The sequence below is a fragment of the Deefgea rivuli DSM 18356 genome, assembly GCF_000620145.1.
In the GTDB taxonomy this organism is placed as follows: Bacteria; Pseudomonadota; Gammaproteobacteria; order Burkholderiales; family Chitinibacteraceae; genus Deefgea; species Deefgea rivuli.
In genome coordinates this window covers 83,021-98,367 of sequence record NZ_KK211083.1, presented here as the reverse complement: position 1 = coordinate 98,367, position 15,347 = coordinate 83,021, and the positions used below count along the sequence as shown (strand labels likewise).

The window sequence follows — 15,347 nt, the reverse complement described above, 5'->3', positions numbered from 1 at the left end:
CTTACATTGTGACGCGTTCTGGCAACGAGAGCTTGCGCAAGCCAGAAAGTTGAAGAGGATTAACACCGCTAACAACTCGGAAATTAAATCGAACCGTTTCATAGTCACTGCCATCGCCTTTGCGAATTTTCCAACTTAAAACAGCAGAGTCTGATCCTTGTTGTTCAATTTGTGCTTGTGACAATAAACGCATCCAGCCCATTCGGCCCTGCTGATTGCTCACGACTGTGCTTGCACCATTAAATGCAACGACTTGAATACGCGCCCCAGCACCATTTCCATCTCCTGGCCAATTAAATGTTTGCCATGGTTGTGGCCCGTTTCGATAACGCATTTCCTGACCATCAATTGCAATTAATGTTTCAGAAAACCCAGGAACTGGAATGGCTTGCAATTCAAATTTAGAATTTGCTGAGTCCGCTAATTGCGTCAGTGATAGGCTATTTAACTTACCCAATCCTGCAAGGAATGCAGGATTAAATCGAATACCTAAGTTTGCCCATGTTCGGGGGGTTAACGTACCGCCATTTTGCGTAACTAAACCATTTAGATATTTCTCTGTAAACTTATCAATCGTGCCTTCTTTGGGCTTAATCAATTTAGCAATATCTGCCATGGGTGCTTCATTGGCAGAATCACTGAATGGATATTTAGCCGACAATGTTTTCCATTGCCCAAATACTTCGCGTTGCCATGCTACGTTCAGATCTTTCTCTACGGGAGACAACAGCACCGCATAAGCTTGGATCAATGGGCGAACCAGCATCGGTCTAACCATGTCACGGGTTTCAACACTGACTTGTGCCAATAGCGTGTTATCAACAAATTGCAATGTGTCCGCCAATTCTGACCCACTGCCATTTAATGTGGCTTGAACCAAAGGTAGCGCTTTAGCGCCCTGCTCATCACTGGTCGCGATCAGATTTAATTTCAGTTTTAATTTATTTAAATATTCAAGATAAGCATTAATCGGCGCCGCCCCACTTGCATCGGGCTGAACTAAACGAATTACGCCAGAAAATTGCTTACCCACTTCACCGAGTTCTGCCGCGTTTGCGGTTTTAGGCTGACCATCGCCCTTAAGCAATTCTGTGGTTTTCTCTAAAACAGACTGTTTGGCATTTTCAAGCTTTCTCGACAGCTCAGAAGGATTATCCCAAGCTGTTTCATAGGCCGCACGAAGCAAAATAAGCTTAACTGGCGAGTTTTGTTGATCGGCCAATTGAGAAATGGCATTCGCAGCAAAAGCAATATCATTAAAGTCGCGGATTACCACGCCCTTTAAAAACTTACTCCACTCTGCGGCATATTCCAGACGGTACAAAGCCTCAAGTTCAGCTTTGTTTTTCTCATAATTACCGTCTTTGCCCAAATTGTCTTGCAGTGAAGAAGCCAAAACCCAATCATCGCTTTTCACTTCGCCCTTGCTGGCTTCTTCAATCGCATTACGAACAAATTGATTCCACGCATCGCGCGTAAATGCCCCAGCCACCATCTGACTACCTGAAATCACGTCGCCATTTTTATTATTTAAAATACGTGCAACAGTTAGCGGCACAAAACGAGTATTGGCACGCGATTTGATTTCGTTATAAACCCGTTCAGTCGCGCTCAGGCGCTTTAAAGAAGCTCGCAATACCTCACGAGCCTCCGTCACAATTTTTGGATTGGTCTGAATCAAAGGCAAATCTGGCTCTTTAATTTGGCTCACATAAAAAGCAACCAAACGCTCCGCAGCAGCCATCATTTCTTCATTGCTGTGCGTACCCTTATTGGCTTCAAGCCAAGTACGCCAATGCCGAGGTAATTGATCCGTTAAATGCGCTTCATCCATCCGTGCTCGATCACCGAGCATCAGATATGTTTTCAACGCGTTATAACCCTGATCCAATTTAGGTGGCGCAGTTTCCGCATGTGCTTTCTCTGGCGCCAAAGCCGTCGCACGCTGCGGCACACTCAAAGCACTCAAATCAACATTCGGCAAGCCTTTACGTGGAGCGCGAGGCGCAGGTTTTTTCGTGTTTGATTGAGGCTGTGCTGTCGTAACAGGTGCAATCGTTGGCTGAGCACTCACTTGCGGCGCAGGCTCAGCAGGTTTTTGCGAAGCTAACTGCGCAAGCGTTCCTTCAAGACTATTTTTAACGGGCTGCAACATCACTTGCTGCAAGCCGGCGAAATACTCTTTACGCAGTGATTGCTCTAACTCTGCACCTTGATACAGCCCCAAACCAACTTGCCAAGGGTGGCCATTTTTTCGGTATGAATGCAGCTCTTCAATGCGTTTTTGCAAAATACCCAGCGAGATCAAACGATCATAAGCGACGCCTGAAGATGCCATTTTTTTGGCTGCCAGCTGATCAGCAGTCACGCTCGCAATCAATTTCTGATTGCCGACAAATGACCATGTCCACAAACCGGCACACAAAGCCAAGGCGGATAGTCCTGCCAACATGCCAGCCAAACGCCAGCGGCTTCCTGAAGGTTTGGTTTGACGTGAAACTAAGTGCTGATCAGGGAAAATGACTTCACGAAATAAATCGCGCAAGAAATAGCTATACGAAGCCGGCGCTTGGCGAGCATCAAAACCAGAACGGCTCAGCTCAAATTGGCTAGAAACCTTCGTCGCGGCACCAATTTTCGGCACACCTTCTTGCAAAGCGCTCGAAAAATAAAAGCCGCGTAGTAATGGCCGTGCGTGATATGGATCTTCTTCCTGCAAGACTTTAACGAATTTGGTAACCGCCTCTTTTAAGGCGTGAAACTCAATCGGGAAAGCAAAAAATGCCGGTTTATTTTGATTACCGCGATGCTCGGCTAATTTTTCCTCACCAATTTGCACCAAGCCACGATACATCTCGCTAAATTGCAAACCCACCACATGCGCCGCATCAAAGCCTGAACCTTGCTCAGCACTCAGCGTGGCACCCCACACTGAATTGCGCTCAGCATCGGTCATTGCCTCAAAAAATTGTGCAAACCCACCCAGTAAATCCAACTTAGTGAAGATCAAATACACCGGCACTTGCAAACCAAACGTGTCTTCAATTTCATGAATCCGCTCACGGATTTGCCGCGCATACAGCGTAAAACCTTCAGTCTGATGCTGAGCTAGCTCTGGCAAACTAATCGTCACCAAAATTCCATTCACTGGCGCTTTCGAGCGATAGCGTTTTAAAAGCTTTAAAAACTCCAGCCATTCCACTCGGTCTTCTGATTGCGTTGCATATCGGCCTGCAGTATCAAGCAATACGCCTTCAGTCGAGAAAAACCAATCGCAATTTCGAGTACCACCTACACCTTGCACGCCGGCTTTATCGCTAAATGGAAATGTCAGCCCAGATTGCAAAATCGCCGAGCTTTTCCCTGCTGCGGGGTGACCAATAATCATGTACCACGGCAATTCATAAAGCGCCGCATTACCGCGCGATTTCCCAAGCTGGGATGTTTTAAGCGTATCAATTGCACCTAGCATTCTTTGGCGCAATAAATTGACCTCGGCTCTTTTTTCCGTGCTCGCATCAATCACCGCATCATCGGCTTGCTTGAGCAGCATTTTTTCAATCAAACCGCCCGCGCGGTTTGCAATGATTTTGCCAACCAACAAGGAAAGAACCCATAGCATCATCACCGCAAAAATCCAGCCAAAGCGCACTTCTGCGCTTTGCAAGCCAAACCATGGCCCCAAAAACCAAATCAATGCAATCAAGATCAAAAACCCAATTGCTGATGCAACTTTGGCATTACGCAGCCAATATTTCATGCTCTAACTTCTCCAAGCGGTAAATAACAACTCATCATTTTTTCTGCAACAAAACAGCCAATGAACCCGTTTTTTCTATATGCCCATAGTCTCTAAACGACCAATTCCCACCCCATGTCACACCTGCAGCTTTTGCCTCTTCCCCCAACGCGGCATACACCTCACTGGCCCATGGGTCTTTCTCGGAAATAATCACTTTTCCATCTTTCATCGGTGCCAAATCCACTGCCAAACCATATTGATGTCGACTCTGCCCACCCTTGGCTTTCGTCACCATCGTTCCCATCTGCGCCAAATTATCTTGCCGCTCTGGACTGCGATAACCTTCTAACAAAGCTAATGAATATCCACGCTCTTTCATCTTCTTCATTATCTGTAAGACAACCTGAACAAAATCAGGATCGAGCTTACTCCAGTCACGATCAGCGAAAGCCAGACCAGGACGTTGCACCGTCGCATTGATAAACACTTCAGGCGGAAGAACGGGTGGTGGCTCTAATTTGGCCTCAGTAAACGTATCCAAAATGTGTGATTTCTGCGCGTATTCTTGCGGTAAAAATGGTGCGATAACGTGCAAACCGTTTAATTTTAAAGTGCCAATCACAATGATTGCGATGAGTAAAATGCTACTTACAGGCAATACGCAGCGCTGCTTCAATTGCGACATGATGCTGCTCCGCAACAAAAAATCTGTCTGCAGGGCTTTGTTCGTGTGATGAAGATCACTTTCCACCAGATTTTTTGTTGCATTTGCACAACTCAATTCAATCTGATCAGGCTCATTCATAATCATGACGCATTGTGGTCTAGCGATAAAAAATCGCCAGCCAACCCACGCCAAAGTGAGCAATAACGCCAGCAAAGCCAAGCAAGTCAGCAACAAAGAAAGCCCCTTTATTTCTTACGTCAAGCCATTCTACATGATGACTTTTATTAGATTTATTCATTTAAATCGCTTTCAAAATCGAAAGCAGCACTCCACCACAGCACGACTGATACGTGATATAAAAGCGCGACAACGACATCAATTTTGCCCAAAAACTAGATTTTCCTGCTGCGACTCCCTAATAAAATGCAAATTAATCCGCTAAAAACTCTGTATAAAATCGCCGTTGCTTTCACTACTCTGTCTGTTTTTACGGCTTGCTCCTCGACGGGGCCGGTCGAATTGAAAATGCAAGGTGAAGCAGCCCCCGTCGTTAATCGCGACGTCAATGGCAAATCGCTCTCCCTCGTACTTCATGTGTATCAACTCAAAAGCAAAGACGAATTTAATCGACTTACTTTTGATGTACTGGCCACTGGGAAATCTCCTGCTGAGCTACTGGGAAATTCATTGATTACACAATCAGAATTTGTCTTGCTGCCTGGCAAAGAAAGTACCCTGCCATTCACGCTGCAAGCTGATACGCAGTACGTCGGTGTCGTCGGATTTTTCCGGAAACCTGATGCACAGTTTTGGCGCTCGCTGATGACTGCAGAAGAAATGCGGAATGCAAAAAAAATCGCAATCAAAGCACAAGACTGCTACTTGCAAATCACCTCGCCAAAAACCGAATTAATCCCTGGACAAGCGGCACCATTCAAAGCCGATTGCGGCAGTGCACCTGCAAAATCAAGTAAAACAAAATAAGCCACTTACAAAGGGGTATATCCTGCAAATGCTTTATGCAAGATAGCCTGGAGCAGATACATCATGTTGAAAGCCAAACGAGTTTTGTGGGGAGAAGGAATGTTTCTTCGCCCGCAACACTTCCAGCAACAAGCTATTTTTCAAGAACATCAACAAGCTGAAATCAGAAATCTACTCAGCCGCCATGCATGGGGAGTACAGAAATTTCAGCTCGACCAAGCCGCTTTGCGCGGTGGTCATGTTCGATTAGATGCATTGGAATTGTTATTCAGAGATGGTGTGCTGTTTCAAGCGCCGCAAGCCGAACCCGTACCCTTGTCACGCGATTTGAATGAAATTCCACAACTCGGTGTGAGTTCAACGCTGTATGCCTGTTTGGCACAATTGCAGCCTTACGGCGGCAATAGCCTGTCTAGCGACCAAAGTGCTGCGCGCCCGACACGCTACAAAAATGCACACAATGGCGTGGCCGATTTATTCACTCAGGCACTTGAGGCGGATCTAACGACGATGGAGTTGGACGTCCGGCTTATGGTTGAAGAAGAAAACCGTGATGGCTACGATTCAATTCCGCTGGGGCAGCTCAAAAAAGATGCCACTGGGCAATGGGCGATCAGCACTGAATTCTTCCCGCCTGCGATCACCGTCAGCGCAATTCCTGAATTACAGCAAAGCCTACGCCGCCTACTGGATATTCTATTGGTGAAAAGCCAAGCCCTTGCTGGCGCGCATCGTGAACGTGCGAAAAATGTCATGGAATACGGCACGACCGATATCGCTTCATTTTGGCTATTGCACACAGTAAACCGCAACTTTGCGCGGCTGAATCATCTGGTGAAATGTGAGCCACTGCATCCTGAAGAACTCTATCGTTCGCTGGCTGAATTTTGTGGTGAGCTGCAGACTTTCTCGTCGGTGTATACCTTGGCTGATATTCCGCCGTATCGCCACGAAGCGCTGCATGAAACTTTGCCGATGCTCGATAGCCAAATTCGTGAATTACTCGATACCGTGATTTCAGCGCGTTATGCAGTGATTCCACTTTCGTCGCCACGCCCTTCATTTCATATTGGCCATCTTGAAAGCGACCGCTTTTTGGATAACGTCGACTTTTACCTGTCGATTCAAAGCGAGCAGCCCGCCGCCACGATTATCGAAACCGTGCCGCTTAAATTCAAAATCGGCGCGCCCGATGATGTGGATAAAATTCTCAACTCGGCGATGCGTGGCGTCAGCGTTTCGTATGCGGCGCAAACCCCATCGGCGATCCCAATTCGCGTTGGCAATCACTATTTTGCCTTTGAGCCACGCGGGGATATTTACCAACGCATGCTGCAATCACGCAGTATTTGCATCTATGTACCGCAATCACTGTCTGATTTGAAGCTTGAATTAATTGCTGTATTTACCAAATAAAAACTTGTTGAGAAACCATCATGAACCAAGCAGTCACTGAAGCGCACCCGCTTTCCATTACCAAGCCTTCAGCGCCTAGCCTGCGCGAATTAATGGAAGATGGCATTTACTTGTTATTTTTATTACGTGATGGCAATTCGCCGAGCAGCGCGCCAGAATTCAACCGCCGTGTCGATCATTTCTTCGCGCAATTTGATAAAAATGCCCGCAATTTTAATAAAGACAGCGCTGGTATTGGTGAAGCCAAGTACGCTTTTTGCGCTCTAATGGACGAGATTATTCTCTCTTCGGAATTTAGCCTGCGTGACGAATGGGAACGCATGCCATTGCAATTGCGGATTTTTGGTGAGCATCTAGCAGGTGAAGGTTTCTTTGATCGGCTCGAAATTCTGCGCCGTAATCCAGCCGACAATATCGAAGCACTTGAAGTGTTTCATACCTGCCTCTTGCTGGGATTCCAAGGTAAATATCTGCTCGAAGGCCAAGAAAAACTAGGCTACCTCACGGCACGAGTAGGGCAGGAAATCGTACAAGTACGCGGTGGCAAAGCTGAATTTGCGCCCAACTGGAAACTACCGCAACGCTTTCAAGCTTTTGTTCGCCATGAATTGCCGCTGTGGTTGTATTTCGCCTTGCTCGCCTTAGTCGGCGCAGGCATTTTCATCACTTACCGCGTGCTGCTTGCTCAAGATTTAAGTAAGATTTTGGCTTAATTGGCGATGAGTTTAGCCCGTCGCCAAACGCTGACTTTACCGTCGATTTTAGATCGTCTGCTCGATGATGAGCCAGATATTACCCAGTCGGCGGGTACGCTCCTGTTCGAACTACCGCAATTTCGCCGTGCTTTGGCGCGGGATTTAGAAGCACTGCTCAATACGCGAATTATGGATCAGCCTGAACTATTCGAGCCGCATCCATTAGCCAATGATTCGATGCTGCAATTTGGTATTCCTGACTTGTCGGGAGTGAGTCTGCTCAATCCCGATGATAGAGAAATGCTGCGTGAGCGCTTGCGCAAAGCCATTGAACGCCACGAACCACGCCTCTCCCGCGTGCGTATCAGCCTTGACGCGCCACGCGAACTCGAACGCCATTTACGCTTTCGCGTCGACGCCGTCCTCAAAGTTCATCCGCATCGCCCACCAGTGAGCTTTGATGCAACTTTGCAGTTGTCATCCAATGTTTATCGCGTACAAAGCGATAGATAATTTCACTGAATAATCGATAGAAAGAGCAGTCTTAGTCGATGACAACGGGCTGGCCGTTTTCATCCATAATCGCGCGCAGCGCTACGCCGTAGGCTTGGAAACCGAGCCTCGCATCGTGCTCGCGATAATCAAGGCTGTCGTGCTGATGGCCGTGGAAGCTTTTTTTGATGCTGAGCGATTGGCCGAGTCGGTCGAGCGCTGAAAAGCCCCAAGGATGGCAACTTGGCGCTTCATGCGTAACCAGAATATCGGCTTTTTCATGCGATAAGGCTTGATAATCAACGTAAAAAATACTGCTACGCTGTTTACGCGGCAAGCCGCCGCGCCATTGATTGGCTTTGCCGCAATGCTGTAAATAATGCTCAGGGCTAGAATAGACTGGATGCGCAGGCGGCATCCAGATATGACCGCGAAAAATCCCACCCAGACCCGCAATACGCACGCCAGCGATTTCCACCACGCGGCCATGTAGGTTACGGTTGGCCATGCCCGAATCCCACAAATTGCAATAATCGCGCGTGCCGTCGGTGTCGTGATTGCCGTGGATATACCAAACTTCGGTTAAATCGAGAATTTCAGCCAGAACGGCTTCTAATGGGAGTGGGGCTTGCAAATCGCCGAGCAGCACGATAGCGTCGGGCCGGTGTTGTTTCACCGCCGCAATCACATGCTCAAACTGACCGTGGACATCCCCACAGAAAAAAATCATCGATTTTTCGCCCGTTGTACTGCAATTTTATTGAAGTGCTCGCGCAAAAGTTTTCCAGCAAGGCGTAGCGCCCGCAGACAGTAGTTGATTACGGCAAGCAGCTACAACGATGCAGGAGAACTTTTGCTTTACTACTTAAGAAGTAAGAATGATTTTCACTTGCTATAGATTAAAGCATTCAGGGTACTTCGCGCTAGGCCAACGTCACCAGAACCCCAACCACTCAGCAAGCTGAGTTTGACGTTACCCGCATCTACGCGTACGCTAACGACCCCCTTACAGGCCAATCACGCACCAACATGACTTATTCTGCCTGTGGCATCGACTTTGGTACTTCCAACTCAACGGCGGGTATTGTACGCCCAGATGGGGCGATTTTATTAGCCCTTGAAGCGCAAAAACTCACTCTGCCTTCGGCGGTCTTTTTCAATTTAGAAGAAGAGCGCTGGGCTTATGGCCGTGCGGCACTCAGCGAATACCTTGAAGGCTACGAAGGCCGATTGATGCGTTCGATGAAAAGCCTGCTCGGTAGCAGCTTGATGGATGCAGGCACCGAAATCGGTGGGCGACACTTATCGTTCAAAAACCTGATTGGGCAACTGATTGGCGAAGTGAAAACCCGCGCCGAAGAATCCGCCGGCCAACAATTTGATGCCGTCGTACTCGGCCGCCCGGTGCGGTTTGTTGATGATAACGATGCAGCAGATGCCGAAGCCGAAGCGACCTTGGCCGAAATCGCCCACGGTTTAGGCTTTAAGGAAGTCAGTTTCCAATTTGAGCCGATTGCCGCCGCGCATGACTACGAGCAACGCGTGACCCGCGAAGAATTAGTGCTGGTCATCGATATTGGTGGTGGTACTTCCGATTTCTCTTTAGTACGTCTGTCCCCTGAAAGACGAGGTATGTCGGACCGATCCTCAGACTTGTTGGCCAGTGGCGGGGTACATATAGGGGGTACTGATTTTGATAAACGCCTCTCACTCGCCTGCGTGATGCCGGAACTCGGCATGGGCTCGCGACTATCCAATAATGCAGAATTGCCCAATAGCGTGTTCTTCCATCTGGCAACGTGGCACACGATCAACTTTGCCTACACGCGTAAAATGTGGCGCAGCTTTCAAGATGTATCGCGCGACGTGGTGGATAACGTTCGTTTCGAGCGCCTGCTCAATGTAATTCGCAGCCAAGCCGGCCATCATTTGGCGATGCGCGTCGAAGAAGCCAAAATTGCCTTGTCAGATCAAGATGCTTTCGCACTCGATTTAGTCGAAGCTGAAAAAGGCCTTGTCGCGAACATCGAACGTATCCAGTTCGAGCTAGCTATTGAGCAAGAAACCGCACGCATTTGCGCCGCCGCACAAGCCACGCTAACGCAAGCAGGCATCGCTGCCAGCCAAATTGATACGCTGTTTTTCACTGGCGGCTCATCGGCTGTACCGGCGCTACGCGCTGCGCTCGCCGCCCAATTCCCTGCCGCGCGCGCCGTCGAAGGCGATCATTTCGGCAGTGTTGGCTGCGGCTTGGCCGTCGTTGCGCAGCAGCGTTATGGGTAATTAACTCTGGCCATTGATTGACAATGGCTAGAACAAGATACCCATATAGATAACTTAAACGACATGGAATGATTCAGTTTTCACACCGAATCATTCCCACCGTTTAACAGATTGCATTGGTAAATTACAAAAACCAAGGTACACTCCGCCCTTGATCGCGCCCTACCAATCGGCGCGTTGCTTGCCCAAGTTCACTCAACTGATCGAACCGCGCAAGCCACCTATCCAACATACCCCCACCTGCCCTAGATTGGTGTCGCGCCTTGCGACAGGCCGCAGCAGGAACACTAAATGTCTGAAATTACTTTTGCTAGCCTCGGGCTGGCCGAACCACTTTTGCGTGCCGTTGCTGATACTGGCTACACGTCACCGACGCCGATTCAAGCCCAAGCCATTCCACTGGTGATCCAAGGTGGCGATTTGCTCGCCGCAGCCCAAACGGGCACCGGCAAAACTGCTGGCTTTACACTGCCGATTTTGCAGTTGCTACTTAACAAAGGCCCAGTGACCGCTAATGGTCGCCCCCGTGTTTTGATTCTCACCCCGACGCGTGAACTAGCCGCTCAGGTGGAAGAATCAGTTAAAACTTATTCCAAATACGTCAAAATCAGCTCGATGGTTGTCTTTGGCGGCGTGAATATTCGCCCGCAACAAACTCGTCTGCGCACGCCGCTGGATATTTTGGTCGCTACGCCAGGTCGTTTGCTCGATTTAGTGGGTCAACGCTCAGTTGATTTGTCTGGCGTTGAAATCTTGGTGCTCGACGAAGCCGATCGTATGCTCGATATGGGCTTCATCCACGACATCAAAAAACTGATGGCGATTTTCCCGAAAGAGCGCCAAACGCTGCTGTTCTCAGCGACGTTCTCGGATGAAATCAAAGAACTTGCCGACAAGCTGCTGAAAAATCCAGGCTTGGTTGAAGTTGCGCGCCGCAACACGACCAATGAATTGATTAGCCAACGCGTGCATTTGGTCGATCGTGACAAGAAATTGCCACTACTGACCAAACTAATTCAAGACGGCAATTGGCATCAAGTTTTGGTGTTTATGCGCACCAAACATGCGTGCAATAAAGTCGCTGAGAAATTGAATGCCTCTGGCATTACCGCGATGGCGATTCACGGCAATAAAAGCCAAAACGCCCGTACTGCGGCTTTGGCGCAATTTAAATCTGGCGAATTGCAAGTGCTCGTGGCGACCGATATCGCTGCGCGTGGTTTGGATATTGAAGAATTGCCGCACGTCGTTAACTTTGAATTGCCTAACGTTGCCGAAGATTACGTTCACCGCATTGGCCGTACTGGCCGCGCTGGTTGCACGGGTGAAGCGGTATCGCTGGTGTGCGTTGATGAGCTGAAATTGCTGGCTGAAATCGAGCGCATTACTAAGCAAGACATTCCAAAATTCTGCTTGGAAGGTTTTGAAGCCGATTTACGCATTAAACCAGAACCGATTCTACGTGGTGGCTTGGGCCGTGATCGCCCGCCGCGCGATCCAAACCGCAATCCACGCGCACCGCGTGGCCCAGCGGCTGCGGGTGGCGCACGTCTGAATGGCGCACGCAGCAAAGCTTTGGCTGAAACAGCTGCAGCGCAAACTGCGGCAAAAAGCGAAGTACGTGCTGAACGTCGTCCACGGGTTGAAGGCGAAGCTGAAGCGCGTCGTCCACGTCCAGAAAGTACTGGCGAGCAACGCCGCCCACGCTCGGATGGTGATAATCGTCGCCCACGCGCTGATCGTCCTGAAGGCGTAACGACAGAAGCACGCCGTCCACGCCCAGATTCGCAGGCTGCGGATACCCGTCGCCCACGTAACGATGGCGCGCCACGTAGCAGCAATCCACGCAATGCACCGCGTACTGATTCGGTCATGGCTGCGCCAGCCGCACCACGCCGCGAACGCATCAATTATGATGAACAGCAGCCAATGAGCAACGCCAACACCTTACCCGGAGAGCTCATGCGCAGTGGCCGTAGCGGCCAAGGCCAAACTCGCGGCTACCAAGGTGGCGGACGCAACGGCGGCCCAGGCACCGGTGCAACGCGCAATGCCAGCGATGGCATGGGCGCACCACGCGGTGATCGCCCACAACAAAATCGCAGTGGCCGTCCATCATCAGGCCGACCGACTGCCGCATTGCTCGGCGGCAGCGGTAGCAAACGTCGCGGCGAATAATCGCCCGATGTGAGTCTTACAGACGACAAAGCCCATGAATCTTCATGGGCTTTTTTATTGCCATCAAAATGTAGCGCATCATCAGCATAATCCGCGCTTCGCCACAAACCTAGTGGTGCAAGCCACGCCGATTTCATCTATATACAAGGTCTGCATGGACCGCTACGAGCCACACAATGAGCCCCGAACAAGCCAATAAAACGATGAATGATTTGCTGAAAATGATGATTCAGCACAAAGCCTCTGATTTATTCATTGCCGACGACTTCCCGCCCGCAATGAAAATCAACGGCAAGATGACGCCTGTCGGCTCACAAAAACTCAACGGAGCAGCCAGCAAAGCGCTCGCCTACAGCATCATGCGCCCCGACCAGCAGGCCGAATTTGAAAATGAATTTGAAGCCAATTTTGCGATCAGCCCCGAAGGCATAGGCCGCTTTCGCGTGAATGTGTTTATGCAGCAAGAAAAAGTCGGCATGGTGCTACGTACGATCACCAGCAAAATTCCTAATTTCGACGAAATGGGTCTGCCGAAAATCCTCAAAGACGTGATGATGAGTAAGCGCGGCTTAGTGTTGCTGGTCGGTGGCACCGGTTCGGGCAAATCGACAACAATGGCGGCGATGCTCGATTACCGCAACGAACACAGCCACGGCCACATCATCACGATTGAAGACCCGATTGAATACGTGCACAAAAACAAAAATTGCCTTGTCACACACCGCGAAATCGGCCGCGACACCAAGGGCTGGTTTGCCGCGCTAAAAAACACACTGCGCCAAGCGCCTGACGTGATTTTAATTGGCGAAATTCGCGACCGTGAAACGATGGAATACGCGATGAATTTTGCCGAAACCGGCCATCTTTGCATGGGTACGCTGCACGCCAATAGCTCAAACCAAGCGCTAGAACGCATCGTCAATTTCTTCCCCGAAGAGCGCCATCCGCAGCTGTATATGGATTTATCGATGAATATGCGCGGCATTATTTCGCAACGCCTCGTGCCCACGCCCGATGGCAAAGGTCGCAGCGCCGCAATTGAAATCTTGCTCAATACGCCGCTGATTGCCGATTTGATTTTCAAAGGCGACGTCGGCGGCATCAAAACCGTAATGGGCAAATCCAGAGAGCTCGGCATGCAGACCTTTGATATGGCGCTGTTTGATCTATACGAAGCCGGCAAAATCGGCATGGAAGAAGCACTCAAAAATGCTGATTCGCTGAATGAACTCCGGCTCAATATCAAACTCAACAGCCTGCACCACCGCAAAGAAGAACACAGCAGCGGACTGGATCATTTATCGCTAGAAGCGCATGCTGAGCCTGAGGTGGTGGAAGAGGCGGAAGAAAATAAATAATGGGTATTTGAATGCAGGCATTATTGAATAATGTCTGCATCTAAATACCCTAGCATTAACTTAAATATACCCCAAACAAAAAGCCCACAGCATAAATGCTTTGGGCTTTTTTAGTAGAGTAGGTACGAATAGCGTATTCGTACTCATGAAATTAATCAGATAGCAATTGCTTACGATGGCGCGGCTATAAAACAGTTGATTATTTATCGACTTACTCAGCATCAATCGCTACTGACGTATTGCCACGAAAGCGAAAAATACGCTTACTTACTCGCCGCCCCGAACCACCAACTCCAGCAGAGACACTTCCACTATCTACTTTGACACCAACATGCGCTTCAATTCCATAATCATAAAACTCCTCCATTTCAACTTCTTTAGCAGTTTCAATACGCTTCGCAATCGCTATTTCTTGCGCGACGCGAGCTTGAGCCTCAGCCATTCTCATTTGTAACTCTTGTCGCTCAGCTTCAATTTTGAGCACTGCGATTTCATCACTGCTTGTCGATTCAGCTTTCGATACATTTTTTGAAGTAGCTTCAACTATTTTATCAATCAAGAAACCAGCAGGATTTAGTGCGATTTTTGCAGCAAGTGCAATACTTTCTGTATCAATTGCCATTTTTTATTCTCCAGCGATTAGGATGGGTTGAACCGTATTTTGGCGATACCCATCCTACGCATTTGCATTTAAAGACGTGGGTTTGTTCAGATTACGTGTTGATGGTGGTTAAAGAATCGAGGCATTCCCTCCCCCTTGACGGGGGAGGGTTAGGGTGGGGGTGATACTACGGAGTGCATTTTATGGCTTAGCACCCCCATCCCAGCCTTCCCCCGTCAAGGGGGAAGGAGCTACGGCAGCTCAAACCCAGCGAATGCGATCTACTCGATATTGCCGTCTTATTAACGTATCAACACCAAATCTGAACATTGCCAAAGACGTCTAGGTATTACCTTCCACGCCTTTGTTCTTAATGCGTGTAAGCCGATACGTGCCAATAGCTAAAACCAGCAGCAACAAACCCCACACACTAAATCCCAACCAGCGCCAAAAACTCCATGTCGTGCTGTCAGCTTCGGCGATTTCGATATTGACGACATTCGGGAACCACGACATCACGTCAAAGCGCCAGCCGTAGGACGTAATCAGCGCGGTTTTTTTATCGAATTCCAGCGTTTTGGCTTTGGCTTGCAAATCGGCCGAATTGAATTTGAAGTAATACGGCCAGCCCCAGCCTGTATCGACATTTTTGTAGACGCGAATAATATCGGTCGAATGATTGGTATAAATGTAATACACATCAATCGTCGGGCCATCGCTTGGATTGGCTTTACTAATTGGGCCATCTTTATCGGTGAGTTTGACTTCAACGCCGGTAATCGTCGTGATTGATTTCTCGGGCAAGAAAAAATCCAGCGCCACCGTGCCGATGATGGCCAGTAGCGCCAATAAAATAAACAGCGGTTTTCTTAGCTTGTGCATTGCCATTCTCAATTTTCTGTAATGCGCTTATTTATACCAGACTCATACG

The 15,347-nt window shown here is 48.9% G+C and carries 13 protein-coding genes; 7 read left to right on the top strand and 6 right to left on the bottom strand.

Going from position 1 to position 15,347, the window contains the following annotated elements; genetic code table 11:
- Position 1: 1 nt before the first annotated feature.
- From tssM to Q320_RS21660, 3 genes are read right to left on the bottom strand one after another with little or no spacing between them, the layout of a single operon-like run.
- On the bottom strand, positions 2 to 3,760 hold the full coding sequence (gene tssM / locus Q320_RS0115370) for a type VI secretion system membrane subunit TssM (protein ID WP_027469733.1): 3,759 nt from the start codon (positions 3,758 to 3,760) through the stop codon (positions 2 to 4).
- Positions 3,761 to 3,794: 34 nt separating this feature from the next.
- Positions 3,795 to 4,547, bottom strand: coding sequence for a M15 family metallopeptidase (locus Q320_RS20170; RefSeq protein ID WP_245591033.1), 753 nt, complete (start codon positions 4,545 to 4,547; stop codon positions 3,795 to 3,797).
- 19 nt (positions 4,548 to 4,566) lie between these two features.
- Positions 4,567 to 4,707: a hypothetical protein gene (locus Q320_RS21660; protein WP_156939086.1), complete on the bottom strand. Its 141-nt coding sequence runs from the start codon at positions 4,705 to 4,707 to the stop codon at positions 4,567 to 4,569.
- A gap of 125 nt (positions 4,708 to 4,832) precedes the next feature.
- On the opposite strand from Q320_RS21660, the gene tssJ reads away from it, so the two are divergent.
- The 4 genes from tssJ to tssE all read left to right on the top strand — a co-directional run bounded on the left by tssJ (position 4,833) and on the right by tssE (position 8,017).
- A complete protein-coding gene (gene tssJ / locus Q320_RS21045; protein ID WP_027469732.1) occupies positions 4,833 to 5,393 on the top strand; it encodes a type VI secretion system lipoprotein TssJ in 561 nt (186 codons plus the stop codon).
- A 63-nt stretch (positions 5,394 to 5,456) separates the two neighbouring features.
- The gene (gene tssK, locus Q320_RS0115345; RefSeq protein WP_027469731.1) at positions 5,457 to 6,809 is read left to right on the top strand and encodes a type VI secretion system baseplate subunit TssK; all 1,353 of its coding nucleotides are present in this window, start codon (positions 5,457 to 5,459) and stop codon (positions 6,807 to 6,809) included.
- 20 nt (positions 6,810 to 6,829) lie between these two features.
- Positions 6,830 to 7,522, top strand: coding sequence for a type IVB secretion system protein IcmH/DotU (gene icmH / locus Q320_RS0115340; protein ID WP_027469730.1), 693 nt, complete (start codon positions 6,830 to 6,832; stop codon positions 7,520 to 7,522).
- A gap of 6 nt (positions 7,523 to 7,528) precedes the next feature.
- On the top strand, positions 7,529 to 8,017 hold the full coding sequence (tssE, locus tag Q320_RS0115335) for a type VI secretion system baseplate subunit TssE (protein ID WP_027469729.1): 489 nt from the start codon (positions 7,529 to 7,531) through the stop codon (positions 8,015 to 8,017).
- 31 nt (positions 8,018 to 8,048) lie between these two features.
- Here the strand turns inward: tssE and Q320_RS20160 are convergent, their stop codons facing one another.
- Positions 8,049 to 8,726 (bottom strand): metallophosphoesterase family protein, encoded by a 678-nt coding sequence (locus Q320_RS20160; protein ID WP_035853986.1) that lies wholly within the window; start codon positions 8,724 to 8,726, stop codon positions 8,049 to 8,051.
- Between the two features lie 299 nt (positions 8,727 to 9,025).
- On the opposite strand from Q320_RS20160, the gene Q320_RS0115325 reads away from it, so the two are divergent.
- The 3 genes from Q320_RS0115325 to Q320_RS0115315 all read left to right on the top strand — a co-directional run bounded on the left by Q320_RS0115325 (position 9,026) and on the right by Q320_RS0115315 (position 13,815).
- Entirely contained in the window at positions 9,026 to 10,279 is a 1,254-nt protein-coding gene (locus Q320_RS0115325; protein WP_027469728.1) for an Hsp70 family protein, read from the top strand.
- A 291-nt stretch (positions 10,280 to 10,570) separates the two neighbouring features.
- Positions 10,571 to 12,457 (top strand): DEAD/DEAH box helicase, encoded by a 1,887-nt coding sequence (locus Q320_RS20155; protein WP_211251244.1) that lies wholly within the window; start codon positions 10,571 to 10,573, stop codon positions 12,455 to 12,457.
- Between the two features lie 176 nt (positions 12,458 to 12,633).
- Positions 12,634 to 13,815 (top strand): PilT/PilU family type 4a pilus ATPase, encoded by a 1,182-nt coding sequence (locus Q320_RS0115315; RefSeq protein ID WP_027469727.1) that lies wholly within the window; start codon positions 12,634 to 12,636, stop codon positions 13,813 to 13,815.
- A gap of 211 nt (positions 13,816 to 14,026) precedes the next feature.
- On the opposite strand, the gene Q320_RS0115310 is transcribed toward Q320_RS0115315, so the two are convergent.
- Both Q320_RS0115310 and Q320_RS0115305 read right to left on the bottom strand, forming a co-directional pair.
- Positions 14,027 to 14,437 (bottom strand): hypothetical protein, encoded by a 411-nt coding sequence (locus Q320_RS0115310; RefSeq protein WP_027469726.1) that lies wholly within the window; start codon positions 14,435 to 14,437, stop codon positions 14,027 to 14,029.
- A gap of 321 nt (positions 14,438 to 14,758) precedes the next feature.
- Positions 14,759 to 15,298, bottom strand: coding sequence for a DUF1523 family protein (locus Q320_RS0115305; RefSeq protein WP_027469725.1), 540 nt, complete (start codon positions 15,296 to 15,298; stop codon positions 14,759 to 14,761).
- Positions 15,299 to 15,347 lie beyond the last annotated feature (49 nt).

What these genes read in the sequence shown, in the direction of transcription:
- tssM (WP_027469733.1), bottom strand. Translation starts at nt 3,760, where the DNA reads ATGAAATATTGGCTGCGTAATGCCAAAGTTGCATCAGCAATTGGGTTT.
- Q320_RS20170 (WP_245591033.1), bottom strand. Translation starts at nt 4,547, where the DNA reads ATGAATGAGCCTGATCAGATTGAATTGAGTTGTGCAAATGCAACAAAA.
- Q320_RS21660 (WP_156939086.1), bottom strand. Translation starts at nt 4,707, where the DNA reads ATGAATAAATCTAATAAAAGTCATCATGTAGAATGGCTTGACGTAAGA.
- tssJ (WP_027469732.1), top strand. Translation starts at nt 4,833, where the DNA reads ATGCAAATTAATCCGCTAAAAACTCTGTATAAAATCGCCGTTGCTTTC.
- tssK (WP_027469731.1), top strand. Translation starts at nt 5,457, where the DNA reads ATGTTGAAAGCCAAACGAGTTTTGTGGGGAGAAGGAATGTTTCTTCGC.
- icmH (WP_027469730.1), top strand. Translation starts at nt 6,830, where the DNA reads ATGAACCAAGCAGTCACTGAAGCGCACCCGCTTTCCATTACCAAGCCT.
- tssE (WP_027469729.1), top strand. Translation starts at nt 7,529, where the DNA reads ATGAGTTTAGCCCGTCGCCAAACGCTGACTTTACCGTCGATTTTAGAT.
- Q320_RS20160 (WP_035853986.1), bottom strand. Translation starts at nt 8,726, where the DNA reads ATGATTTTTTTCTGTGGGGATGTCCACGGTCAGTTTGAGCATGTGATT.
- Q320_RS0115325 (WP_027469728.1), top strand. Translation starts at nt 9,026, where the DNA reads ATGACTTATTCTGCCTGTGGCATCGACTTTGGTACTTCCAACTCAACG.
- Q320_RS20155 (WP_211251244.1), top strand. Translation starts at nt 10,571, where the DNA reads ATGTCTGAAATTACTTTTGCTAGCCTCGGGCTGGCCGAACCACTTTTG.
- Q320_RS0115315 (WP_027469727.1), top strand. Translation starts at nt 12,634, where the DNA reads ATGAGCCCCGAACAAGCCAATAAAACGATGAATGATTTGCTGAAAATG.
- Q320_RS0115310 (WP_027469726.1), bottom strand. Translation starts at nt 14,437, where the DNA reads ATGGCAATTGATACAGAAAGTATTGCACTTGCTGCAAAAATCGCACTA.
- Q320_RS0115305 (WP_027469725.1), bottom strand. Translation starts at nt 15,298, where the DNA reads ATGCACAAGCTAAGAAAACCGCTGTTTATTTTATTGGCGCTACTGGCC.